Raw genomic sequence first — 25,271 nt, 5'->3', positions numbered from 1 at the left:
ATAAACTTTTATCTTGGCACGACAGGAGAACCCATCATTGCCATTTCGCGTTTTTTGCGATTTGCTTGTTCGATACTCTCATCACTAATTAAGAATAAAGTTTTTGTTGGGCAAGTTTGCATACAAGCAGGACCTTCTTCACGGAAATAGCAAAGGTCGCATTTCACTGCGATAGCTTTTACACCTGGTTCCCATGCAAGCATATTATGAACATCAGTATTATTCGGTGCAGTGCGAATATCACGTTTTACCGCATCGGTGAAAGAGAAACTGTCATAATGGTTTGGTGCATCTAATGGTGCGCTACCATGCTGTGTAATCGCCCCAAATGGACAAGCGATAGCACAAAGTTTACAGCCAATGCATAAACTTTCATTGAGTTGAATGGTGTCATTATCATGCTTTATCGCGTGCACAGGACATACTGTAGCACAAGGTGAATCATCACAATGACGACATAAGATCGGCACAGTAATATCGTCGTTGCGCATTACTTGTAACCGCGGAAAGGATTGTAATCCAAAAGCTTTGTGTACTTCGCTGCAAGCAGCCATACAGGTATTGCATCCAATGCAATCTTTCGGATCACCTATAACAAAACGGTTCATATTTTCCCCCAAATTATAATAGATAGAAACAGAAAGTAAGTGGAGGGCATTACACCCAAACGTCCAATAACCACTCTGGAAATAAGGATACTCCTTCGGAGTTACCCAGACTAGAGTAAAACAATTGTTTTATTGACTGAGATCATAAATTTTTTCGATTTTTTAATGCGTAAAATAATTATTGAGATTGACTCTTATTTCCATAGGTTATGATTGTAAGCAATTGAATTAATTAGCGTTATAATTATTAATGGAATGTTAAAATGCTGTTGATAATGTTTCATTTAAGTCGATACTTAAATATGAAAGTGCAGCAATTTTAAGTTTAACTTGCGACATAATCTTAAATTAAACTCATTTTATCTTTACTTCTTATCTATTTTTTAGTTTAATTTACTATGTAATCTTAAATTAAACTTAATTTTTTATCATGTCAGACTTTTATTCACGTCAAATACAACCTTTATTGCAAACTTTGATAAAACAATTTCCAGCAATTCTCATTACTGGCCCACGCCAAGTAGGAAAGTACACGTTGTTACAGCATATCAGCAAAGAACATCAATATATTACCTTTGATGATCCTATCTTGCTCGATCAAGCACGTAACGAATCCACCTTATTTATGCTCAATCATCAAGGAAAATTAATCCTTGATGAAGTACAATATGCGCCTGAATTATTTTCCAGTTTAAAACTTGCCATTGATAAACAAAAAATCAATGGGCTCTTTTTGCTCTCCGGCTCACAAGCTTTTCAACTGATGCAAAATGTTACCGAAACCTTAGCGGGTCGTATTGCAGTATTAAAATTACAAGGATTTTCTCTGCGTGAAATTCAAGAAGTAGTGTTTTATTCGCCTTTTCTGCCTAATATGGATTATCTCAACACGCGCGAAAGACTTATTAAACCTGTAGAAAATATTTGGCAAATTATCCACCAAGGCTATATGCCACGCCTATATCAACAAGAAACCAGCTGGGATATTTATTATGCATCCTATGTTTCTACCTATATTGAACGAGACGTACGCACACTCACCAATATCACCAACATCACTGATTTCACGCGATTTATGATCGCTATCGCCGCACGAAGTGGTGAATTACTAAATTACAGCAATGTTGCGCAAGAAGTTGGTGTTTCCGTTGATACCATTAAACGCTGGACGACAATTCTCGAAACATCAGGCATCATTTATCTGCTTCAGCCGTATCACAATAATCATCTAAAACGTGCAATCAAAACACCGAAAGTTTATATGATGGATACGGGGTTAATGGCTTGGTTAACTAAATGGTTGACACCGGAAACTATTCAACAAGGGGCAAAGAGCGGTCAATTTTTTGAGACTTTTGTAATAAGTGAAGTCATTAAATCTTTCTACAATAACGGCATTGAGCCACCCATTTATTTTTATCGCGACACCAATCAAAAAGAAATCGATCTTTTGATTGAACATAATCGTACACTCTACCCTATCGAAATTAAGACTACTGCCGGCCCCAACAAGAAAATGACAAAAGCCTTTGGTATTTTGAAAGATAATCTCCCGCCCGATGAAATCCAAATAGGGAACGGCGTGATTATTAATCAATATCCGCAAAAATTATGGCTGGCAGAAGATTTGGTGGCATTGCCGGTGTGGTGGATTTAAAAATAACAAATTTTGACAAAGATCAGATTTCACTTTTCTATTTCAAGTTACTATAAATACACTCAATATCACATCAGGAAAAATGATGAAAGGAATCGAATTACGTATAAAAGGAAAAGTACAAGGCGTGGGATTTCGCCCGTTTGTATGGCTTATAGCCAATGAATATGGATTAAAAGGCGATGTCAATAACGATGGCCAAGGCGTACTCATCCGTTTTATCGAACCAGAGGAAAAAACTCTTACCGCTTTTCTACAGGACTTACAGACAAAACTTCCTCCTTTAGCATTAATTACGGATATCCAACAGCAAGAAAAATATTGGGAGGATTTACCGCACTTTTCAGAATTTGTTATCCGTGAAAGTGAAAATAATGACATGGATACACAAATTGTACCTGATGCGGCAACCTGTTCTGCTTGTATCGCTGATTTGTTTGACACTCAAAATCGTCGCTATCACTACCCTTTTACAAATTGTACTCACTGTGGCCCACGTTTTACGATCATAAAAAAAATCCCTTACGATCGTAAAAATACATCTATGTCTGATTTTCCATTTTGCCCTGATTGTGAGCATGAATACAAAAATCCCGCAGATCGTCGTTTTCATGCCCAACCTAACGCTTGTAACGTTTGTGGACCACACATTTGGTTACAAGATCAATATCAACAACTTTCAATGCATGAAAATGCGCTAAAACAAACTGCTGATTTACTCAAAAAAGGTAAAATTATTGCGATAAAAGGCATTGGAGGTTTCCATTTAGCCTGTGATGCACAAGCTTTTCATACCGTTCAATTATTACGTGAACGTAAACATCGACCTAGCAAGCCACTTGCCGTAATGGTGCCTAGTTTAGATTTTCTACAAAACCTAACGCCAGCTGAAATTAAATTACTCACTAGCACAGCTGCACCAATAGTCTTATTAAATAAATATAAAGTGCCGAATTTAGCAGAAAATATTGCACCCAATCTAAATGAAATCGGCATTATGTTACCAAGTAATCCATTACAACATTTACTTTTACGAGAGATAAATCAACCACTTGTAATGACGTCTGCCAATCCGAGTGGAGAACCGCCCGTACTAGATAACCAAGGTGCGGTAAAAAAATTAAGTCATTTGGCTGATTTCTATCTTTGCCATAATCGTGATATTTTACAACGCGCAGATGATAGTTTAGTTCGCGTAGCCTTTGACGGTGTGGAAACCTTACGTAGAGCAAGAGGATATGTACCCGATGAAATCGTCCTAAATACCCAAACTGAAAAAAATATTTTGGCATTGGGTTCCGATCTTAAAAATACCTTTTGCCTACTCAAACAAAATAAAGCCATTGTCAGCCAACATATTGGCGACACAGCGAATGAACTGATACAACAACAATTAGAAAATAACATTGATTTATTTTGTCAAATTTATCAATTTAAACCAGATTTAATTGCGATTGATGCTCATACTGGCTACTTTTCATCAAAAGTAGGCAAAAATCTGGCAAAAAAATTTTCTATTCCTTATGTCACTGTCTTACATCATCATGCACATATTACAGCCGTATTAGCCGAACATCATTGCAAGGAAAAAGTTATTGGCATCGCATTAGACGGTATTGGTATGGGCGCGAATGGACAACTTTGGGGCGGAGAATGTTTGCTTGTAGAGGGAGAAACTTGCCAACATCTTGGTGGATTACCTGCCGTGGCGTTACCTGGCGGTGATCTTGCAGCAACTCAACCTTGGCGTAATTGGATCGCCCATTTACAACAATTTGTTCCTCATTGGCAAACATTTGCAACAAAAACTTGCTCTCATTTACCTTGGGAGCCCCTTACCAACGCCATTCAACGAAAACTTAACTCACCACTCATCTCATCAGCAGGAAGATTATTTGATGCGGTCGCCTATGGTTTAGGGATTACAGAGACTAAACTCTCTTGGGAAGGAGAGGCAGCTTGCCATTTAGAAGCGCTTGCTACACAATCTGATTTTATTAAAGAAAACAAAAGCACGATGAATATTCCCGTTAAAATGGCAATTAAAGATAATCAATTAGATTTATCAACTTTCTGGCAAAGCTGGCTTGCTTACGACACATCTAAAGCTAATAAAGCCTTTGCTTTCCATTATGCCTTAGCACAAGGCTTTTCAGAATTAGCCCGGAAACAAGCACTATATCATCATTGTAAAACTATCGTGCTTTCTGGTGGCGTGATGCATAATCAACTCTTACGCAAACTATTAAAAGAAAATTTATCAGAATTTAATGTGTTAAGTGCCCATCAATACCCTATGGGCGATGGCGGGTTGAGTTTAGGACAAGCAATGATAGCAGCAAATTTATCTGACTAATAAAAAACGCGTGGAATACTAAACACGCGCTTTTATTATCAAATATACCAGTAATACTATTTCACATGACAGCTTATAGCCGTTTCAACATAAGCAATTATCTGAGTAGCAATATCAATCCCGCTTGTTTTTTCAATCATTTCCAAGCCTGGGCTTGCATTTACCTCTAAAACCAATAATCCATTTTTTGAATGAATTAAATCCACGCCAGCTACATCTAAACCGATGGCTTTTGTTGCTCTAATGACTATCTGTTTCTCGTCATCGCTTAGGGTAATTTTTTCAGTTTTTCCGCCACGATGACAATTTGCCCGAAACTCACCATCTTGTCCAATTCTCTGCATCGTTGCCACAACTTGATTGCCAATCACAAAACAACGAATATCCGCATTGCCCGCTTCTTCGATAAAATCTTGCTGCAGCATAGATATATTGGTCTGCTTAAAAGCTTCCATAATGCTCACCGCACTTTGTGGCTTTTCAGCCAAAATCACCCCAATTCCTTGTGAACCATTTAGCGTTTTTAAAATTGTCGGCGAACTGATATGAGCTATCGTCGCCAGAGCTTGCACTTCACTACCACTTAAAAGTGAATTGGGAACAGGAATACCAGCCTTCAGCAACAGTTGTAAACTTTTCCATTTATCACGCGCATTTAAAAATGCCTGAGATGAATTTAAACAAAAAGTCCCTTTACCTTCAAAATGCTGTAAGACTGAGCATCCCATTTGCGTACTTGTTGTGCCAAATCGAGGCAAAACAGCATCATAATCAGGTAATAAATAAGGTTTAGACTCTGAATTTTCTTGATAAAAAATCTGAAAGTGCGGTGGATTTTGTGAGAGTTTTAAGAGACAGCGATTCGGATCTAAAATATCCATCTCATGCCCTTGACGTTTAGCAGCTTCTTTTAAGCGTTGGCAACTGTAAAGACGAGGTTCGCGGCAAAGCATTAGTAATTTCATAATATTTAACTCATTATCTACGATGTTCCGTATATTACACGAATAAAAACACTTTATGTAGACGATAAAAATCAGGTAGAATTGCCTAGAATTTTTAACTCAAAAAAGGAAATCTTATGTTCGTTGTTATTTTTGGTCGTCCTGGCTGCCCTTACTGTGTGCGTGCAAAAAACCTTGCTGAAAAATTAAAAGGCGAAGTTGCTGATTTTGACTATCGTTATGTGGATATTCACGCAGAAGGCATTACTAAAGAAGATTTATCAAAATCTGTTGGTAAACCAGTAGAAACCGTACCACAAATCTTTATTGATGAAAAACCAATTGGTGGTTGCACTGATTTTGAAGCATTAATGAAAGAACAATTTGGTATCGTTGCTTAATTTTTCTTTTTAAATTACACAAAAAAGCCACTTTCAATCGAAAGTGGCTTTTTTCATAGAATCGTTTTAACCGTTATAACGTTTAAAAACTAATGTCGCATTTGTACCACCAAAACCAAAGCTGTTTGACATGACAGTTTGTAATCCTGCATTTTCTTTCGTCTCAGTAACGATGTTACAGCCTTCAGCGGCTTCATCTAAGGTTTCGATATTAATACTTGGTGCAATAAAGTCATTATCAAGCATTAATAAAGTATAAATTGCTTCGTGTGCACCCGCTGCACCTAAAGAGTGACCGGTCATTGATTTAGTTGAAGAAATCGCTGGAATTTTATCGCCAAATACATTTTTAATTGCACCTAATTCTTTCACGTCACCTACTGGTGTAGATGTACCGTGTACGTTGATGTAATCAATTGGGGTATCGACAGTTGCCATTGCTTGTTTCATACAACGTTCTGCGCCTTCACCACTTGGTGCCACCATATCGTAACCATCAGAAGTTGCGCCATAACCTACAATTTCAGCGTAGATTTTTGCACCACGAGCAAGTGCGTGTTCTAATTCTTCCACAACCACAACTGCACCACCACCTGCAATAACGAAACCGTCACGATTTGCGTCATAAGCACGAGATGCTTTTTCTGGCGTTTCATTATATTTAGTTGAAACTGCCCCCATTGCATCAAACTCAGTTGCACATTCCCAAGATAATTCTTCCGCACCACCCGCAAAAACGACATCTTGTTTACCTAATTGAATTAACTCAACCGCATGACCAATACAATGTGCAGAGGTTGCACAAGCAGAACTGATTGAATAGTTCACACCACGGATTTTATAAGGTGTTGCTAAACAAGCTGAAACACTTGATGCCATGGTTTTCGTTACCGCATAAGGACCAATCGCTTTTACACCGCGAGGGCCACGTACCGCATCACACGCCACTAACTGATTATGTGCAGAACCCGTACCCGCACCAATCACTAAACCTGTACGATCATTAGAAACTTGATCTTCTGTTAAGCCAGAATCTTCAATCGCTTCACGCATAGAAAGATAAGCATAAGCTGCTGCATCACCCATAAAACGGAACACTTTACGATCAATGTGCTCGCTTGGGTTTAATTTGATTGTTCCGGCAACATGGCTACGCATATTCATTTCAACAAACTCAGGCACAACTTCAATACCTGATTTCCCTGCTTTTAATGAAGCCAATACTTCTTCTTTGTTGTTACCGATACTTGAAATAATCCCAAAGCCTGTAATTACAGCTCTTCTCATTGCTTCTTCCTTATTGTTTTATATATAAAAATAACGGCTCAAAATTACTACGAAATAAAAATATTTCAAGCAATAATTCATTTGTTCGACCAGTTCAGAAAATCGCGTTATTATATGCAAATTTCATTAGGCAAGGAAGGAATAAAAAATGACTTTTAGCGTCCAACATGCTGAGATTCACTTCAATCAAAACCATATTCCCATCTCTGATCAATTCGATGATGTCTATTTTTCTAACGAAAATGGATTAGCAGAAACAGATTATGTTTTTCTACAAGGTAATCAACTTTGGGAACGTTGGATAAGCCACAACAAGGCTAATTTTGTCATCGCAGAAACAGGATTTGGTACAGGATTAAATTTCTTTGCAGTAACCCAATTATTCCGTGAATTTCGCCAGCAACACGAGAATCATCCTTTAAAACGCCTAAATTTTATTTCCTTTGAAAAATATCCGCTAAAAATCACCGCACTTTCGCAAGCTCATCTTGCCTATCCGCAGTTTGAAGATTTAAGCGCTCATTTGCAACGTTATTGGCCTTCATTGATTCTAGGTTGCCATCGTATTCATTTTGGAGAGACAACGTTAGACTTATGGTTTGGTGATGTATCAGAAAACTTGCCACAACTTGGCGATTATATGAATGAACGTATTGATGCTTGGTTTTTAGATGGCTTTGCGCCAAGCAAAAATCCTGAAATGTGGAATGATGATCTTTATAACCTGATGTTTCGTTTCACGAAACCCAATGGTTCTTTTGCCACTTTCACCGCAGCAAGTGCGGTCAGAAAAGGACTTGAATCCGCAGGCTTTAATGTGACAAAACGTAAAGGCTTCGGCAAGAAACGAGAATGTTTAAGTGGGTTAAAAATACAATCTAAATCTACCGCACTTTCGACACCTTGGTATCTTGCTCAGCCTGCGAAAATGGAACAACAAGATGTCGCTATTATCGGCGGCGGCGTTGCATCTCTTTGCGCTGCCATTGCCTTAGTAAAACGTGGAGCAAAAGTCACCATTTATTGTGAGGATGAAGCGCTCGCACTCAATGCATCAGGCAATAAACAAGGCGCATTTTATCCGCAACTTAGCGATGATAATGCGCTCACCGTTGATTTTTACCTGCACGCTTTCAGTTACGGTCACCAATTACTTGATTGGGCAATCGAACAAAACATAGCGTTTGAACACGAATTTTGTGGCGTGGCACTATGTGCTTACAACGAAAAAAGTGCGGTTAAATTAACAAAGATTTCTCAGCTTGGTTTGCCGAACGAAATCTTCCAAATGCTGAATACTGAACAACTCAGTGAAAAAGTAGGATTACCGCTTAATTGCGAAGGCGGTTGGATTGAACAAGGGGCTTGGCTTGCACCAAGACAATTTGTTCAAAATGCCTTTTCATTTCTTGAAAAGCAGGGAGTCATCATTAAAACCTCACAAAAAATTACCGCACTTTCTCAACAAGAAAAAGGCTGGGAACTAGAAAATACGCAAGGCCAAAAATACAGCCATGAAGTCGTCATTCTTGCTAACGGATATAAAATTACTGATTTTGTTCAAACAGAAAAGCTACCGCTCTACCCTATCCGCGGGCAAGTCAGCCAAATTCCAACATCCGAAAACTTACTCAAACTGAAATCTGTGCTTTGTTATGATGGCTATCTCACCCCAGCCGATCAATTAAAAACCTCGCATTGCATCGGCGCAAGCCATGTTCGTGATAATGTTGATCGCCATTTTAACGAACAAGAACAACAAGAAAATCAACAAAAACTCCAACAAAATATCGCCCAACCGTGGACTCAAGATGTGGATACATCAGGTAATCTCGCTCGGATAGGCATCCGCTGCTCCGTAAGAGATCTTGCCCCGATGGTTGGAAACGTACCTCACTTTGAACAGCAACAAGCGGATTATTACAATCTATTCAACCTCCGCCGCCGTAAACAACCAATTCAAAGTGCGGCCAATTTTCAGAATCTTTTCTTAACAGCCGCCTTAGGTTCTCGTGGGCTTACCTCCGCGCCACTCTTAGGTGAAACCTTAGCTTCAATCATTTATGGCGAGCCATTACCAATAAGCGAAGCCATATTACATAATCTTTCAGCTAACCGAGCTTGGGTGAGAAAGTGGTTGAAAGGAAGCATCGTAGAATAATTTTACTTCAAAAAATCACAGCACAGGTATTAAACTTGTGCTGTTAACATAATAAACGTAAATTTTACTTCACGCTTCCACAACTCAAACAATACAAATATTGTCCTTTAGGATCATTAAATTTAGTTAATACATTCAATTCCTTTTGTAATTTTTGAATTGGAGCAGGGATCCCTATCCAGCTAGCAAAAGCACGTTGCGTTGTTTTTTTCGTATCGTGTAATAATGTCTTTACAAAACTATTGCTATCATCATCTATCAACCATTCTACGCTAAAAGATTCCATTGCTTTTTCTTGACGTTGATTCACTAATTGTTCAGCTTTATTGATTGCTTCATTAAAAGAACCAATCTCATCTACCAAACCATTTTGGAATGCATCACTGCCTAACCAAACCTGACCTTGAGCAAGTTTATCTACTTGTGTTTTTGAAATTTGACGGCCTTTGCTGACAATTTCTAAAAATCGGTCATAACCATGCTCAATTTCTGTTTGATAAATATCTTGCACTGGTTTTGCTAACGGAGAAAAAGCGGATGTATTGGCTAATTCAGTAGTTGAAACGCCATCAGCATTCACGCCTATTTTCTTAATGCTATTTTCGAAAGTCGGGAACATCGCGAAAATACCAATAGAACCCGTAATGGTGTTTGCATCGGCAATGATATAATCTGAAGTAGATGAAATCCAATAACCACCCGACGCGGCCATTGCTCCCATAGATACGATAACAGGTTTACCAATTTTCTGTAAATTTTCAGCCTCTTGTCGAATAATTTCCGAAGCGAATGCACTTCCACCTGGAGAATTAACGCGTAAAATCACCGCTTTTACAGCTTTGTCGTCATAAGCTTTTCGTAAAAGACGCGCAATAGTATCTCCTCCGACATTTTCTTCATCACTTTCCCCATCAATAATCGTACCCTCCACATTCACTACGGCAATTTTATTTGGTGAATTATCCTGTGGTGTTAAACGATCAGGGAATTGTGTTAAATAATCATCAAATGCGACTAAATTAGCTTCCCCATCTGCATTTTTGCCAAAAAGTGTAGTTAATTTTTTCTCTAAATCAAAACGTGTTGTCAAATGGGTCACCAAACCACGTTTTTGCGCATAGCGTGTCGAATCCCCTTTCAATGTTTTCAATTCAGCTAAATATTGTTTCGCCGCAGGCAACAGATCACTTGATTTAATATGACGATTTTCGCTTACCATTGAGGTATAGTGATTCCACATTAAATTTAACCAGCGCTGCATATTCGTTTTTGCCTCAACTGACATATCGTTGCGCATAAAAGGTTCTACCGCTGATTTATAAGTTCCTACGCGGAAAATATGTGGTGTCACTGCCAATTTATCGAGCATATCTTTAAAATATAAATTCTCTTGAGCCAGCCCATGTATATCCACCTGACCAATTGTATTAAGATAAATCTCATTCGCAAAGCTAGCTAGATAATATTGCCCCTGTGTATAATTATCTGCATAAGCAATAACAGGTTTTCCACTTTCTTTAAAGCGATTAATCGTTGCACCAATAAAATCTAAAGCAGGTAAATCAGCTCCTTCAAAATGATTAAGATCGAGCACTAATCCTTTAATTTGAGGATCCTGTTGCGCATACTCAATCGCTGACACAACATCAAATGTTGAAATTTTTCTTGTTACATACTCACCGTTCAATTCACTTAGCGCATCTTGCCAACGAAGTGTTTCATCTCGGTTGTCTGCTAGATAGCCATCTAAATTGAGTAATAACGCGCCTTCCCCTGTGAATATTGTAGATTTTTTTCCACCGCTTGAAAAGCTAATAATCGCCATTAGCAATAGGACAAAGCCTAAAAACACAACATTCATCACAAGATCACGAATGAAACACAGCGCTTTCCAACATAATTTCAATACTCGAAACATACAAATTACCTTTAAAAAATTTGCGCTAGCGTATCACAAAGCCTTGTCAAAAACTATGCTATAATCTACCGCACTTTTATTGACAGAGAATAATACAATGGATGCACTTACCCTCTTAACCACAAGAAAATCAAATAAAAAATTAACCGCACCAGCGCCCAATGCTGAACAATTAGAACAAATTTTCCAAGCAGCAATGCGTGCACCTGATCATGGCAAATTAAAACCCTATCACTTTGTTGTCATGGAAAATGAAGGACTTAATAAATTAGAAAAGCTGCTTAAAGCTGCGGTTATCGAATTTGATCTTGGTGAAGAGCGATTAAAAAAAGCTGAAAATTTAGCCCATCGAGCACCTATGGTAATCGGTGTTGTAGCAAAAGTTGATCCTACAATCGCAAAAGTACCAGGATGGGAACAAATGCTAAGTGCAGGTTGTGCAACTTACGGAATACAGTTGGCTGCACAAGCACAAGGGTTTGATAATGTGTGGATTTCAGGGAAATGGATTAATGGCACTGCATTACGAGAAGCTTTCGGATGTCGTGAGCAAGATCGAGTGATTGCGTTAGTCATGGTTGGCACGGGCATAGAGAAAGCAGAACGCGAATACCGTGTTATCGAGACAAAATATTTTGTAAGCTATCTATAAAACATTTCTTGCCTTCCTCGAAACTCTGAGGAAGGCAAAATATTGCTCTACTCTTCTAATTCATCCGCCATCGCTGCCAATATTTCTCGTGTAAGAAGAGCTAATGCACGATAAAAAGGCAAAGTTGCTTGAGTTTCTACTTGAGTTAAAAACTTCGCTGCACAAGGCAATAAAAAGGTTTCAAACAATTCTTGTTGAGCCACTAAAGAATCCGAATTATCTTCAAGCCAAGAGGCGGTAAGCAATAATAAAGCAAAATGATCCGCACTTTCCACTTCTGGCATATTGCGTACAAGGCGAAAATTCATAAATTCTTCAACATCAATGCCATAAGCTGAAATAGAGGTCATAACTTTACCATTGGTAGCAAATAATTTTTGATACTCTTGGTTCAATAAATCGAGATCAATTTTAGCTTGTAGGCTATTCAGCGCTAATTCACTTTCTTTATCAGTATCTAACGCCCAAACTTGACTCAAACCTTTTTGTTGTAACCAAGCAAACGCGCCTGCAAGTACGTCATCGGTAGGAGAACGATAAAAAAGATTACCGAATAATCGACTAATTAATGAAAAATTATTAATTTGTTTTTCAGACATTACGCTTTTTCCTTTAAAAGTGCGGTCAATTTTTCTTTTGTTTTTTGAGCGGCAAGTTCAATCATTGCTTTACGCGCCTCATCATCAATTAAATGAATATCACCGAATAATTCAAACTCGACATTTTCAATGCCACAGTAATTAAATAATCCATTAATTAAACAATGATTGAGAGATTTATCTACACCAAATTCTTTATATTTATCAACATTACTGCCAATCGTAATAAATTGCTGCATTTGCTTATTTTTGAGCAATCCAACCGATTCGCCGTTTTCCGTTTTATAGGCAAATCCATGGCTTAATACGCGATCTAAATAGCCTTTCAAAATTGATGGAAATCCCATCCACCAAAGGGGATAAACCAACGTAATTAAATCCGCTTGAAGAATAAAATCATGCTCTTGCTGAATATCTTCTGGAATAATACCTTTGTTAGTATTCTGCAATTCTTCATGAGATAAAATTGGATTGAAATTCATTTCATAAAGATCACGAAAAAATACATTTACACCCTTCTCTTGACTGATTTGCTCAATACGATTGGCAATCGCTCGCCCAAAACTACGCTCTGAATTAGGATGAGCAAAAATAATTAAGTGGTTCATTTTTCTTATCTATTTGTAGGGAAATAAAACTTGGCAGAAGTCTATCAAAATAGACTGCACTTTGCATATAAAATCACATAAAAAAAGCGGGCATAGCCCGCTCTCTTATTTGCATCATCATTATGCTGCGTTTTTACGTTCTTCTTCCATACATACTGCCGCAGTAAATAATACGTCAGTTGATGAGTTTAATGCCGTTTCAGTTGAGTCTTGTAAAATACCGATAATGAAACCAACACCGATCATTTGTGCTGCTACATCATCAGAAATACCAAATAAGCTACATGCTAATGGGATTAATAATAATGAACCACCCGCCACGCCAGATGCACCGCAAGCACAAAGAGAAGCGACGATACTTAATAAAATCGCACTAACAAAAGATACTTCCACACCTAATGTGTGTACTGCAGCTAACGTTAAAATTGTGATCGTGATTGCAGCACCCGCCATATTGATGTTCGCACCCAATGGAATAGAAACAGAATAAGTTTCTTCATCAAGGTTTAAACGTTTTGCTAATTCAATATTCACTGGGATATTTGCCGCAGAACTACGTGTGAAGAACGCTGTTACACCACTTTCGCGTACACAAGTCCATACTAATGGGTACGGATTACGACGAATTTTCCAATAAACTAATGCTGGGTTAATAACAAAAGCAGTAAATAACATTGTACCGATTAATACTGCAAGTAACTGCGCATAACCGCCTAATGCGACTAAACCTTTATCAGATAAGGTTTCAGCCACTAAACCGAATACACCAAATGGTGCAAAAGAAATAATGACATGAACAATTTTTGATACGCCTTCTGCAAAATCAGATAATACGTTCTTAGTTGCATCAGATGCATGACGTAACGCTAAACCTAAACCGATAGACCATGCTAATACACCAATAAAGTTTGCTTTGAAAATCGCATTTAATGGATTGTCTACCACATTTAAAATAAGGGTAAATAAAACTTGACCAACAGCTTGCGGCGCTGAGCTGGCATCTTCTTTGGTTGCAAGAACCACTTCCGTTGGGAATACGAAACCCGCAATAACTGCAACAATCGCTGCTAAGAATGTACCGAGAAGGTAAAGCACAATGATTTCTTTCATATTGCTTTTCGTACCAATCTTACGGTTTGCAAGCGCAGCCATAACAAGGAAGAAAATCAAAATTGGCGCAACCGCACGCAATGCTTTAACAAAGATGGTACCTAAAACGCCTACTTTTTCCGCAATATTAAAACCTAAAGCACCTTCAAGTGCCGGTCCAACAAGCGCAATAATGATCCCTAGAACTAAACCAGTTGCAATTCTTTTTACTAAATTGCCCTGGAATAACAGACGAAATAAACGAGATGTGTTCATACTTTTATCTTTCTTTTTAATAAATTTAACTTCAGATTGTTACCAATCCACCTACAAGGGAATTAAAGATAGCGTAAATTCTTATCGAAAGAAAATATTTTTTGTTATTTTTTATCCAACAAGTGAACTTTTTTCTAAATTTATTAGATATTTTCTAAAAACATACTTATAAAAAAATTTTTTATTTAAGCTATTGACACCCTGTATGAAACACCAGTAAAATTTAACTGTACAAAAAAACAAGGTAAAAGGTTATTTATCCATATTATTTAACAGGAGATAAGAGAATGAACAACCAAACTTTGACTGCGCAATATGAAATGGATTTTTCTTATAATCCACTCCCTTTTTTCAGTGATATGGATGACAGCCTTAAATTCAATAAAAAACTAGACTTGAATCTTTATTGCATTAAGCGTCCAAAGCAAACCTGTTTTATTCATGTCACCAATCCAAACATGTTAGCTTGGGGGATTGAAAGTGGAGATATGCTAGTCGTTGAAAAAAATGACAATCTTTATACAGGTGATCTTGTTGTGCTAGAAGAAAATAACGAATTTCATGTCTATGAATTTATGGCGCATAGCGGCAATTACCTTTTCATGGCATTGGATTCCACTACACCCAATATAAATACAAAAGATTGGTCGAATTTACCCATTGTCGGCACCGTAACCAATACGATTCATCAAATGAAACGTCGCGATAAAATGAAATGGGCTGCGTAGTTAAAGGCGAATAAAAAAGTGCGGTGAAAATCAACCGCACTTCTATCTAGTATCTAGATTATATTTCAATTAATTACTCGTCACTTTACGTCTAGCAATCACCGCATCAGAAAGCTGTTTAAGAAGAATTTCAGAATCTTCCCATCCAATGCAAGCATCCGTAATACTTTGTCCGTAAGTTTGCGCTTTGCCATCAACTAAATCTTGACGGCCTTCCACTAAATGACTTTCCACCATTACGCCAAAGATTTGTTTAGAACCAGCTGCAATCTGATTGCATACATCTTGGCAAACGTCCATTTGTTTTTTAAATTGTTTACAGCTATTTGCATGGCTGAAATCAACCATAACATGTGGAATACGACCAGACTTCTCAATATCCGCACAAACTTTTGCCACATCTTCAGCGTTATAGTTTGGTCCTTTATCACCGCCCCGTAAAATAATATGGCAATCTTCATTCCCTTTTGTAGAAACAATCGCAGAATGACCAAATTTAGTGACAGATAAGAAATAATGAGGTGCTTCTGCTGCGCCAATTGCATCTAAAGCGACTTTCGCGCCCCCATTAGTTGCATTTTTAAACCCAACCGCACAAGATAAACCTGAAGCTAACTCACGGTGAACTTGTGATTCAGTCGTACGCGCCCCAATTGCGCCCCAGCTCATAAAATCTGCAACATATTGTGGCGTGATCATATCTAAAAATTCACCAGCAGATGGCACACCTAAATCATTAATATCAGAAAGTAATTTTCGTGCAATGCGTAAACCATCATTTAAACGATAAGTATCATTTAAATACGGATCGTTAATTAAACCTTTCCAGCCCACCGTTGTACGTGGTTTTTCAAAGTACACACGCATAATAATTTCAAGGCTATCTTTATATTTTTCACGTAATGGTTTTAAACGGTTTGCATACTCAATTGCCGCTTTAGGATCATGAATAGAGCAAGGACCAATAATCACTAATAAACGATCATCTTTACCATGAATAATATTATGTGCTTCATGACGCGTTTGTTTTACTAATTTAGCCGCATATTCACTAGCTGGGTATTTTTCTAATAAGGCAATAGGCGGTAAAACCTGATCGACTTTCTCAATACGCGTATCATCGTTTGCCACGACAATTTCAATTTTTTCTTTAGCCATACATCACTCTCTTGCTTTCAAATGTTGTGTTTAATTATGTTGTTACTCTACACTTATTTTTTGTACTAGTAAACTAGTTCATTATGTTTTTTTTAAGCTTATTATGAGAACAGTCTTATTAAACAATCTTTAATAAAGCATTGCAAGTGAAATGGCATGACATAATACGGGCATATTTTTCCCTCTTTTAATGTTAATTAAAGCATATTTTAAAAGCCGATATAAAAAAACACCGCAAAGTGCGGTGTTTTTTCATTATGTTTTTGCTATCAGCTGATTACCATTGGTAACCCACGCCAGCTGCAACGCCAGTTTTACCTTGGCTATTTGCCGTACCAGATAAACGGATGATGATCTTACCATTATCAGAGATACGAGACATCCCTACTGCAAGACCGTTTTGACCTTGGTAACTACCCGCTGCAATACCAACTAAGCTCTTACCTGGTGTATAAGCCTGCGGAATATTCGCCGCTGCCAATGCACTTGCAGTACCTGCATCACCACGTTTTCCAACTTTGTTGATCTTGTTATCCAAGTCACCAAGTTTATGCCCAATACCTGCAGCTACAGCATACAACTGGCTACCGTTAATCGCATCTGTTGAAGTTTTAGAAATTTCACCCGCTGCTACGTTTTGGATACGACGCTCATTACCCGCAGCACCTACAGATACTACACCATCAGCTTTATCACCTTGGAAACCACCATAAGTCATATGACCAACTGTTGCAGTACTTACAGTACCTGTTGAACCAGCTGTTGTGCTCGCACCCTGAGTGCCATCCTGTTTCAAGTTACGTAAAGTACCAGTTTTAGAACCATTACCGCCACGAGCTGTTGATTTAGCACCCAAGATAGCAGAATTTTCTACAGTATGTTTCACTTCATTACCTAACACAAACGTATCATTGGTTGCGACGGTATTATTGTTACCCACAGAATAGCTTCCTTGGCCACTAACTGTGCTTGGGTCACCAAATGCACCAGAATTATTACCTGTTACACGGTTGCCTGTACCAATACTGATTGAATCATTACCCGTTACAACAGAATTAAAACCTATTGCTACTGCATTTGTTCCATCCGCTTTTGAACGTGAACCTATCGCTGTTGCAAATTTACCACTTGCACTTGAGTCAAAACTATTTGTTTGCTCTTGTTTAGGACGTTCAACTCCATCATTTGAATGGAAGAACTTAATACCTTGCTCATTCATATTGTGGATTGCTTCAACAACAGAGTTAGTCACAATCTCTTTTTGGCTATGAACGTTATAAGTTTTCAACACAGGAACATCATGACCATTATCATCTTTTGCCGTCACAACTGTTTTCCCAGCAGGTGCATTTACTGTTGTGTAACTTGGTTTACCATTTTCATCCAAATCCACTTTAGTGTATGTTGGACTTGTTTGGTTAACATTACTTTGATCACCAACCAATGCATAAATTTGTGCACCATTTACGGCATCGGTGCTATTTGGTGAAATATCACCCGCAGCAACACCTGTAATCTTAGTTGGTGCTTTACCATCTGCGCCACTTACATTGATGTTACCACCATTGTTTGTGATCTTAGGACCATTAGCATCACCAAACTGTACGCTGTTGAATTGAACATCGTCTTTGGTTTTATAGGTATATGCCACATTGCCATCTTTATCGACAGTTTGTGCCACTTCCATATTTTTACCAGCTTCAAAGTTCACAGCCTTACCTGGATTGATTAGCGTATCTTTCGCTCCGCCTGTTGCAGTGGTAGAGTTTGTTCTCCAGCCTGAATTGTTGATAGCTTCAGCAACATTTTGTGCGGTTGCCACTTTGTTCAACGGAGCTGCCGCATCTTGGGCTACTTTAAGTGCATCTTGGGCAGCTTTTTTCGCTTCCGGGGTTGCATCCGCAGGCAAATCTTTTACTGCCTGTTCGGCTTTCTTCAGATCGTCTGCCAGTTTCTTCGCTTCATCTGCAGTAACAGGACCTTTTACCATACCAGGTTTGGTTGTGTCCGCAGTAATTTCACCCGCATCCACATCAAACTTCACATAAGTATCAGTCACTTTCTTACCGAACTCATCAACACGCTCAACAGTTGCAACAGCTGCTTTTGTACCTTTACCATCAGCAAAACGAACATTGTCATTTGGATTGACTTTCTCAAGTTTATTTGCTGATAAGGCTTTATCTTTATCACTAAATGCTGCGTTAGCTTTGGATGAGTCAGCCAAACCAACATTCCAACCAGACTCTTGGATTGCTGTAGCGACAGCGTTACCACTTACAAATTTAGAACCTTCGTTGTTAACCTTATCTCCTTCAGCAAGAGTAATTTCTTTAGAAGTATCTGGCTTACCATCGGGACCTTTCTTATAAAGTTTACCATCAGGACCTTTTACACCATCTATAACTGTGCCATCAGCTTTAGTAACCTTCACATCATTTGTTACTTTACCTTCAGCAACAGAGATGGTGATTTCACGAACGCCCTTATCATTAGTTTTACCCGTTACAGAAATACCGTTTTCGCCTTTAAAGTCTACTTTATTTGCATTTTTCACAGTATCTACATAACCATTTTCAGGCGCACCAACAATCCAGCCCATATTTTGTAAGTCACCTACCGTAGCCGCCGCGTTTTTGTTGACAGGTGCTTTATCAGTACCGACCAAGTCAACCAGGTTAGGACGTGCATCACCCGTTGTCGCCGTACCATTCGGATTGGTATCCACAGGATTCACGTTCAGAGTAGAACCCACACCCGTAATCTGAGTCGGTTTGCCGCCTGTAGAAGAAACATTCAATGCCGTTGTCGGTTGGTCTTTCGCCTCATTGCCGTTATTCGTTGCAGGTTTGGCTTTTTCCGCTTTCATTGCAACTGGTGCCACTTTAGTTACTTTGCTTTCTTCAATTGGCTGACCATTTGCATCTACGTAAGTGCCATCTTTTTTCTTAGTAACAGGGTTACCTTTTTCGTCTATATAAGTGTTGTCGTCACCTACATTTACCGTATTGAATGACACATCATCTTTCGTTGCGTAGGTCACTTTACCGTTTTCATCTTGTTTCACAGACATATTTTTGCCTGCTACCATTTCAACGGTTTTACCCGGATTAATTAACTCTCCATCATCTTTCGTTCCAGCAACTTTTTTACCACCGTCAACTTCAGATGTTTTCAGCGTAAAGCCAGATGAGTTAATCATATCTGCAACGTTTTGAGCGTTAGCAACTTTATTGCCACCAGCTTTATTCACTGCATCTTCCGCAGCTTTTAACGCTTCTTGCGCAGCTTCATCATTAGGATTTTCATCAACTTTTGCTTGAGCTGCATCTAATGCATCTAACAAATCTTGAGAAACCGGACCTTTCACCGAACCATCACTTTCAGGTGTCATTTCCGCCATATCAACATTGAACGTTACGTTACTTGTTGAAGCTTTATCATTTGTTTCAACAACTGCTACAGTTCCTGTCCCATTGACAAAATTCACCGTGTCATACGGTTTCACAAAGTCGCGGTCTTCGCCGTTGTTTTGCAGGTTCCAACCCGCATTTAATACATCACCTACAGTCGCTGCGTTATTTCCTGATTTATTGACAATATCTGCTGCTTCTACAGCTGTAATTGGTGCTTTTGTATTTCCTATTACATTATTTCCATCTTTTGTATAAGGTTTTCCATCTGGCCCATTTACAGTCTTATCTTGGTCATTTACTTGCGGTAAGTTTCCTTTTACATTTTTTAATGTTGTTGGTGTTGTTGTACCCTCTGGGCCATTGATTGATGTAATTACATCACCTTTTGGTATTTCTTTATCTCCCTGACCTTTTCCATCTGGCGTTGTGTGATATGTTACATTACCCTTTTCATCCTTCACTGGATACACTTTAGTACCATCTGCTGTTGTGTAATTTACAGGCATTTGTGCATTATTTGTAGATACTTGGTCATCTACTTTCACAGTAATCGTGCGAACGCCATTCTCATCTGTTTTACCCGTTACTGAAGCTGTGCCTTCACCTACAAATTTAACTTCGTTAGCATTACGTACTTGATCTGAGTAGTCATTACCTTTTGCAGATACAATCCAACCTAAGTTTTGTAAATCACCTACAGTAGCTGCATTGTTAGGATTAGACTTGCTAAAATCAATTAAACCTGCTTTACCAATGTTATTTGGTACAGCTACTGGAGATGCATCTTTCTTAGGTTGACCATTAGACTCAACTTGATCAGCTGGATACCATTTACCATCATTTCCTAATTTCTTGTCCTCTACTGGAGCAAACGTATTTGCACCGCTTGCAACATTTCCTAATTGTGTTGCATTGCCAGCTTTGTTTGCTTCTGCATTTGGATTTACTAAATTAGTTTTTACAGTATCTCCAGCTACTTCTTTTGGTTGCTCATTCAATGCTGTTCCATCTGCATTTTTAAACTGCTTAGTTTTTGGATCATATACTTTTCCAGCTAAATCACTTTCTTTGTAATATTTTCCATCTGCTGCTTTAACTACTTTATCTCCAGCTTCATTTGTATATGCGACCGGTAAGTCTTTTACATCTATTTGTACATTACTTACTTTTCCTTCTGCATCCGTGGTTACTACCGCTTTGGTATTGATTCCATCTACAAAATTCACCGTGTCGTAAGGTCTCACAAAGTCGCGGGCTTCGCTGTTGTTTTGCAAGTTCCAACCCGCATTTAATACGTCACCTACAGTAGCCGCATTGTTAGGATTTACATAATTAGGAGCTGCTGCGTCTGCTGTATTTACAGGGCCATGTTCAGTAGTTGGCGCTGTTGTACCTTTTTTAGCACCATCTAAGTTGCCTGCTACATTGGATAATGTAGTTGGTGCCTTAGTACCTTCTGGACCATTGATAGATGCAATCACATTCTCTTTAGGAATTTCAGTGCCTGTACCTTCTGGATTTGAATAGTATTTAGTTTCCTTAGATCCATCTGGTTTTGTTACCGTCTTAGGATATACTTTTGTACCATCCGCAGTTGTATAACTTACAGGTTGCTCAGGCATTTCTTGAGCCTCTGCTTTCACAGTGATAGTACGAACACCATTCTCTGTTTTACCAGATACAGTAACGCCACCTTCTCCTACGAATTTCACTTCATCAGCATTTTTTACTTGGTCTGTGTACGCTTTTGTTAATTCACCTGTTGTTTTGTCAGAAGATACAACCCAACCCATATTACGTAAATCACCTACAGTAGCTGCTGTAGTATCAGGAACAGTTGGATTTCCTGTAGCTGGTTTACTTAAATCTACAAGACCTTCTTTTGGTGTTCCAGGACCATAATTTGTCAAACCGGATGTAACATTTTTAATTGTTTTGCCACCATTATCTAAGCCATCTTTTGTTAAAGATACAGGGTTTGCTGGCGCATCTTTTGGAGTGATTTTCATGCCATCACTGTTGATTACAGTTGTATCACCAGCTTGGTTTTTAAATTCAGCGCTTGTTAGACCAGTTAATTCTTTTTGTAAAGAATAGATAAAGTTTTTACCATCTTGTTTAACGGCTAAATTATCACCAGCTTTGAAAGTTACTGTATTACCTGCTTTGATCAACTCTGTAGCAGCACCAGACACAGTACCAGAGCCATCTTTACCTGCTGTCGCTTTCCAACCCATTTCTGTTAAGGTATTCACCAATTGATCAGCAGTAACCAATTTGCCATTTGTCGTATCCGCTGTTGGCACGCCATCAGCTCCTGTTGTAAGCGTCGCTGTTTTCGGTGTCAAAGTGATCGTATCATTTGCTGCAGTCACTTCTAACAAAGTACCATCGCTAGATTTAACAGTGAAAGCGATACCATTTTCTTTATTTAACGCTTGTTTATTAGTTTCTGTAACAGCATTATCACCTGTTTGGCCTTTTAATTGGATAGTATTATTCGCTAGTTTATGGAATTGACTACCGTTAATAGCATCTTTGGAATCTGCAGAAATATCTCCATCTTTTACATTCGTAACTTTTACTGGATCTGTACTATTAGGACCAGATACTTTCAGATCTCCCGCATCGGATTTACTCAATTTAGGACCTTGATCTCCACCTACTTGCACGGTATTGAATGTCACATTTTCTTTCGTAGCAAACGTGAATTTACCGTCAGCTTGAGCAATCTTGATGTTTTTATCGGCTTCGAAGGTTACCGTATCGCCTGCTTTGATTTCTTGGTCTTTCTTGCCGGTATTTTCACCGCTTGTTGTGGCAGCCGAAGTTGCCTTCCAAGCAGCTGCTTTAATAGCTTCTGCTACGTTACCTATGGTAGCGATTTTGTCTTTATCGGCATCGGCTACGGTTGGTACAGATGAAGCAGTGATGTTGCCGGTATTAACTTTTAAGCCGTTGGCATCGGTTGTAAGGGTGTTGTCGGCAGCTTTTACTTTAACGCCTTCATTTGTTACTTCTAAAGACTTATCGGCTGCTTTTACCTTGATTTTATTGTCGTTGGTTTTTTCCAAACCATCGCCAAGGTTTGCGCTGTATTTGATTGTGCTGGTTTTGCCATCTGTATTTGTAACAGATACAGTTGTGCCTTCGCCGTCAACAAAATTAACGGTGTCATAGGCGGTAACAAAATCTTTTTCGTTGGTATTTTCTTTCAAGTTCCAGCCTGCATTCAATACATCGCCTACGGTTGCAGCATTGTTTGGATTAATGTATTTATTACCATTTTTATCCGTTGTATTTGGTGCTGTCGCATTAGTCGTTGGTGCTTGAGTATTTGCTTTTGCACCGTCAAGATTGCCGGCTACGTCGGTAATCGGATTACCACCGTTGTTTAAGCCGTTTTCAGACAATGAAACTGGGCTCTTACCTGCTGTTACTGGAGTAATAGTAACACCTGCATTAGTCAGCTTGGTTGTCGGCGCATTTGCATCTGTGCCTTTAAACTCTGCGCTGGTCAGGTTGGTTAATACAGGATTCAGGCTGTAGGCAAAATCGGCTTTTCTGATTTTCTTTTTAACTGTTTTGGTTTTATCAAAATCATCCGGAGCATCAACTTCAGATACGGTTTCATCACGGTCTAACTTCAAGTTGTTGCCGACTTGGAATTGGACTTTGTCTTCCGAACGGATTGCGGTTTCATAAGCTTTGTCCGCTGAATTCGCATTTGCTTTTTTAGATGTAAATACACCTGAAGATCCCGCTACTTCATTACCGCTGGTGTTAAAACCTGCTGCAATTTTTTTGGTGATGGAGTTTAACTGAGAGCCGTTGATTGCATCGGTAGAGTCTTCTGCCACGCGACCGGCTGCCACGTTTTTCAATTGACGTTCTGCGCCAGAGCTACCGAAGGACACCACGTCCCCTTCAGAAGTATTGGTACCGCCAGCCCATTTAAATGTGTAAGCAATCTTGTCTGAATTATCAGAAACAATATTGCCGTCGCTGTCGTAGTTCACGCTTAATTGGCGTGTACCCACCAACGCGGTTGTGGAGCCTGTACCGATTGCTACCGCATTTTGTTTAGTCGCATGTGCGCCAACACCTAACGCCACAGAACCAATCGCATCTGCACGAGAACTTGCACCAATCGCTGTACCTAAATCACCTTTTGATAAAGCATGTACACCTAAAGATGTTGAAGCGTGGCCGTTTTTATTATTGGCATCAGCAAAATTAATGGAATTCGTTTCCATTTGAAGGCCTGTCAACTCCTTATATGCATCTGCAATCGTACCACTTGCCTCTTTTGTCTCCGAAAAACTATAATGGCGGGTAACATCCTTACCGTTAATTTTTTCAGTAACGTCTCTACTTGTTGTTCCCCCTGTTGCCTTTTGATATTCAATAGTCCGAGCAGACGCCGATTTAATATCTGCCCCGCCAATCATAATAGAGGAATCGCCTTGCGCATTGGTACCCAAGCCCATGGCAATCGCACCTTGATTACCTGACGCTTTTGCCCCTTGACCAACTGCAATATCAGCCTCTTGCGTTGCTTGTGCTAACTGGCCGACAGCCACAGAAGAGGTTGTCGCATTAGAACTATCGCCGATAGCTACCGCAGATTTATCAGCATTTGCCTTATAACCAGCAGCTACCGCGGATTGCTCTGCCCTTGAAGCAGTACCTGCAGCTACGCCAAACTTGCCATTTACCCAAGAACCCATACCGATGGCTACTGCAGCTTCCGCATTTGCTTGTATAGCAGAACCAGATCCAATAGCCGTGGCACCATAGGCTCCCTTACGAACTAACGCATTCGTACCGATAGCAACCCCTAATGGAGTAGTAGAATGAGCTTGCATACCAATGACAGTAGATCCATTTTGCGCATATGTAGCTTGATATGCTGTATTTAACGCAGCCCCAACAAGTTCTTGGTACTTTTGACTAATGGTTTTACTTGCTAACGTTCCACTTTGATCATGATCAGACACGTCTGCCACGCCAAAATTATCTCTATTTGACATAAAATATCTAGCATTTGCAAATTGAGTAATATCATTACCCCCAATGGCAATCGCACCTTGACCAGCTATCGACTGAGCACCTAAGGCTACCGCTTGGTCCCCGATAGCGCGGGTATTACGACCAACCGCAGTACCTTCATTAATATCCACTCCTTTATAGTTAAAGCGATTTGCTTCATCCTTATTTCCTGCTTCTGTCGGTGTGTTACCAAAGGCCTTAGATAGCACAGTTGCATTATCATCAGGATCAGTACCATTTCCTGTTGGTATGCCGTCTGCATTAATCGCACGAAACCCCGCGCCAGCACCAGCACCAATGGCTACCGAAGAATTAATGGCAGCATTATTTCTATTAAGCCCCGTATAAGATGAGACACCAA

General features: G+C 39.1%; 16 protein-coding genes. 7 read left to right on the top strand and 9 right to left on the bottom strand.

Annotated elements, in window-relative coordinates:
* Nucleotides 1-8: 8 nt before the first annotated feature.
* Nucleotides 9-608, bottom strand: coding sequence for a 4Fe-4S dicluster domain-containing protein (locus KKW16_RS07485; protein ID WP_046938549.1), 600 nt, complete (start codon nucleotides 606-608; stop codon nucleotides 9-11).
* A gap of 430 nt (nucleotides 609-1,038) precedes the next feature.
* On the opposite strand from KKW16_RS07485, the gene KKW16_RS07480 reads away from it, so the two are divergent.
* Together KKW16_RS07480 and hypF are read left to right on the top strand one after the other, a co-directional pair.
* Complete coding sequence (locus KKW16_RS07480) at nucleotides 1,039-2,265, top strand: ATP-binding protein (RefSeq protein WP_215768144.1); 1,227 nt, start codon at nucleotides 1,039-1,041, stop codon at nucleotides 2,263-2,265.
* An 85-nt stretch (nucleotides 2,266-2,350) separates the two neighbouring features.
* Nucleotides 2,351-4,621: a carbamoyltransferase HypF gene (hypF, locus tag KKW16_RS07475; protein WP_215768163.1), complete on the top strand. Its 2,271-nt coding sequence runs from the start codon at nucleotides 2,351-2,353 to the stop codon at nucleotides 4,619-4,621.
* Nucleotides 4,622-4,677: 56 nt separating this feature from the next.
* On the opposite strand, the gene KKW16_RS07470 is transcribed toward hypF, so the two are convergent.
* Nucleotides 4,678-5,586, bottom strand: a complete 909-nt coding sequence (locus KKW16_RS07470) for a RimK family alpha-L-glutamate ligase (protein ID WP_215768143.1) — start codon at nucleotides 5,584-5,586, stop codon at nucleotides 4,678-4,680.
* A 116-nt stretch (nucleotides 5,587-5,702) separates the two neighbouring features.
* On the opposite strand from KKW16_RS07470, the gene KKW16_RS07465 reads away from it, so the two are divergent.
* The gene (locus KKW16_RS07465) at nucleotides 5,703-5,966 is read left to right on the top strand and encodes a GrxA family glutaredoxin (protein ID WP_005628952.1); all 264 of its coding nucleotides are present in this window, start codon (nucleotides 5,703-5,705) and stop codon (nucleotides 5,964-5,966) included.
* Nucleotides 5,967-6,032: 66 nt separating this feature from the next.
* Here the strand turns inward: KKW16_RS07465 and fabB are convergent, their stop codons facing one another.
* Entirely contained in the window at nucleotides 6,033-7,253 is a 1,221-nt protein-coding gene (gene fabB / locus KKW16_RS07460; protein ID WP_215768142.1) for a beta-ketoacyl-ACP synthase I, read from the bottom strand.
* A gap of 148 nt (nucleotides 7,254-7,401) precedes the next feature.
* On the opposite strand from fabB, the gene mnmC reads away from it, so the two are divergent.
* Nucleotides 7,402-9,414, top strand: a complete 2,013-nt coding sequence (gene mnmC / locus KKW16_RS07455; RefSeq protein WP_215768141.1) for a bifunctional tRNA (5-methylaminomethyl-2-thiouridine)(34)-methyltransferase MnmC2/FAD-dependent 5-carboxymethylaminomethyl-2-thiouridine(34) oxidoreductase MnmC1 — start codon at nucleotides 7,402-7,404, stop codon at nucleotides 9,412-9,414.
* A gap of 64 nt (nucleotides 9,415-9,478) precedes the next feature.
* Here mnmC and sppA read toward each other — a convergent pair whose 3' ends face one another.
* Nucleotides 9,479-11,332: a signal peptide peptidase SppA gene (gene sppA / locus KKW16_RS07450; protein ID WP_215768140.1), complete on the bottom strand. Its 1,854-nt coding sequence runs from the start codon at nucleotides 11,330-11,332 to the stop codon at nucleotides 9,479-9,481.
* 97 nt (nucleotides 11,333-11,429) lie between these two features.
* On the opposite strand from sppA, the gene KKW16_RS07445 reads away from it, so the two are divergent.
* Entirely contained in the window at nucleotides 11,430-11,984 is a 555-nt protein-coding gene (locus KKW16_RS07445; protein WP_215768139.1) for an NAD(P)H nitroreductase, read from the top strand.
* A gap of 47 nt (nucleotides 11,985-12,031) precedes the next feature.
* On the opposite strand, the gene KKW16_RS07440 is transcribed toward KKW16_RS07445, so the two are convergent.
* The 3 genes from KKW16_RS07440 to sstT all read right to left on the bottom strand — a co-directional run bounded on the left by KKW16_RS07440 (nucleotide 12,032) and on the right by sstT (nucleotide 14,556).
* Nucleotides 12,032-12,583 (bottom strand): TorD/DmsD family molecular chaperone, encoded by a 552-nt coding sequence (locus tag KKW16_RS07440; RefSeq protein WP_140450052.1) that lies wholly within the window; start codon nucleotides 12,581-12,583, stop codon nucleotides 12,032-12,034.
* A complete protein-coding gene (locus KKW16_RS07435; RefSeq protein ID WP_140450053.1) occupies nucleotides 12,583-13,191 on the bottom strand; it encodes an NAD(P)H-dependent oxidoreductase in 609 nt (202 codons plus the stop codon). The genes KKW16_RS07440 and KKW16_RS07435 overlap by 1 nt, the downstream gene beginning before the upstream one ends.
* A gap of 120 nt (nucleotides 13,192-13,311) precedes the next feature.
* Nucleotides 13,312-14,556 carry a serine/threonine transporter SstT gene (sstT, locus tag KKW16_RS07430; RefSeq protein ID WP_048953555.1) on the bottom strand — a complete coding sequence of 415 codons (1,245 nt, stop codon included), beginning with the start codon at nucleotides 14,554-14,556 and terminating at the stop codon, nucleotides 13,312-13,314.
* Nucleotides 14,557-14,843: 287 nt separating this feature from the next.
* On the opposite strand from sstT, the gene KKW16_RS07425 reads away from it, so the two are divergent.
* The gene (locus tag KKW16_RS07425; protein ID WP_140450012.1) at nucleotides 14,844-15,284 is read left to right on the top strand and encodes a LexA family protein; all 441 of its coding nucleotides are present in this window, start codon (nucleotides 14,844-14,846) and stop codon (nucleotides 15,282-15,284) included.
* Between the two features lie 69 nt (nucleotides 15,285-15,353).
* Here the strand turns inward: KKW16_RS07425 and aroG are convergent, their stop codons facing one another.
* Together aroG and KKW16_RS07415 are read right to left on the bottom strand one after the other, a co-directional pair.
* Complete coding sequence (gene aroG / locus KKW16_RS07420; RefSeq protein WP_252347883.1) at nucleotides 15,354-16,442, bottom strand: 3-deoxy-7-phosphoheptulonate synthase AroG; 1,089 nt, start codon at nucleotides 16,440-16,442, stop codon at nucleotides 15,354-15,356.
* A gap of 277 nt (nucleotides 16,443-16,719) precedes the next feature.
* Nucleotides 16,720-25,119 carry a YadA-like family protein gene (locus tag KKW16_RS07415; RefSeq protein ID WP_215768138.1) on the bottom strand — a complete coding sequence of 2,800 codons (8,400 nt, stop codon included), beginning with the start codon at nucleotides 25,117-25,119 and terminating at the stop codon, nucleotides 16,720-16,722.
* On the opposite strand from KKW16_RS07415, the gene KKW16_RS07410 reads away from it, so the two are divergent.
* Complete coding sequence (locus KKW16_RS07410) at nucleotides 25,094-25,258, top strand: hypothetical protein (RefSeq protein ID WP_215768137.1); 165 nt, start codon at nucleotides 25,094-25,096, stop codon at nucleotides 25,256-25,258. The two genes, KKW16_RS07415 and KKW16_RS07410, sit on opposite strands and share 26 nt — an antisense overlap.
* Nucleotides 25,259-25,271: the final 13 nt, after the last annotated feature.

The organism is Haemophilus sp. SZY H8, assembly GCF_018829755.1.
Classification (GTDB): Bacteria; Pseudomonadota; Gammaproteobacteria; order Enterobacterales; family Pasteurellaceae; genus Haemophilus; species Haemophilus haemolyticus_K.
This window is presented reverse-complemented; position numbering and strand designations above follow the sequence as displayed.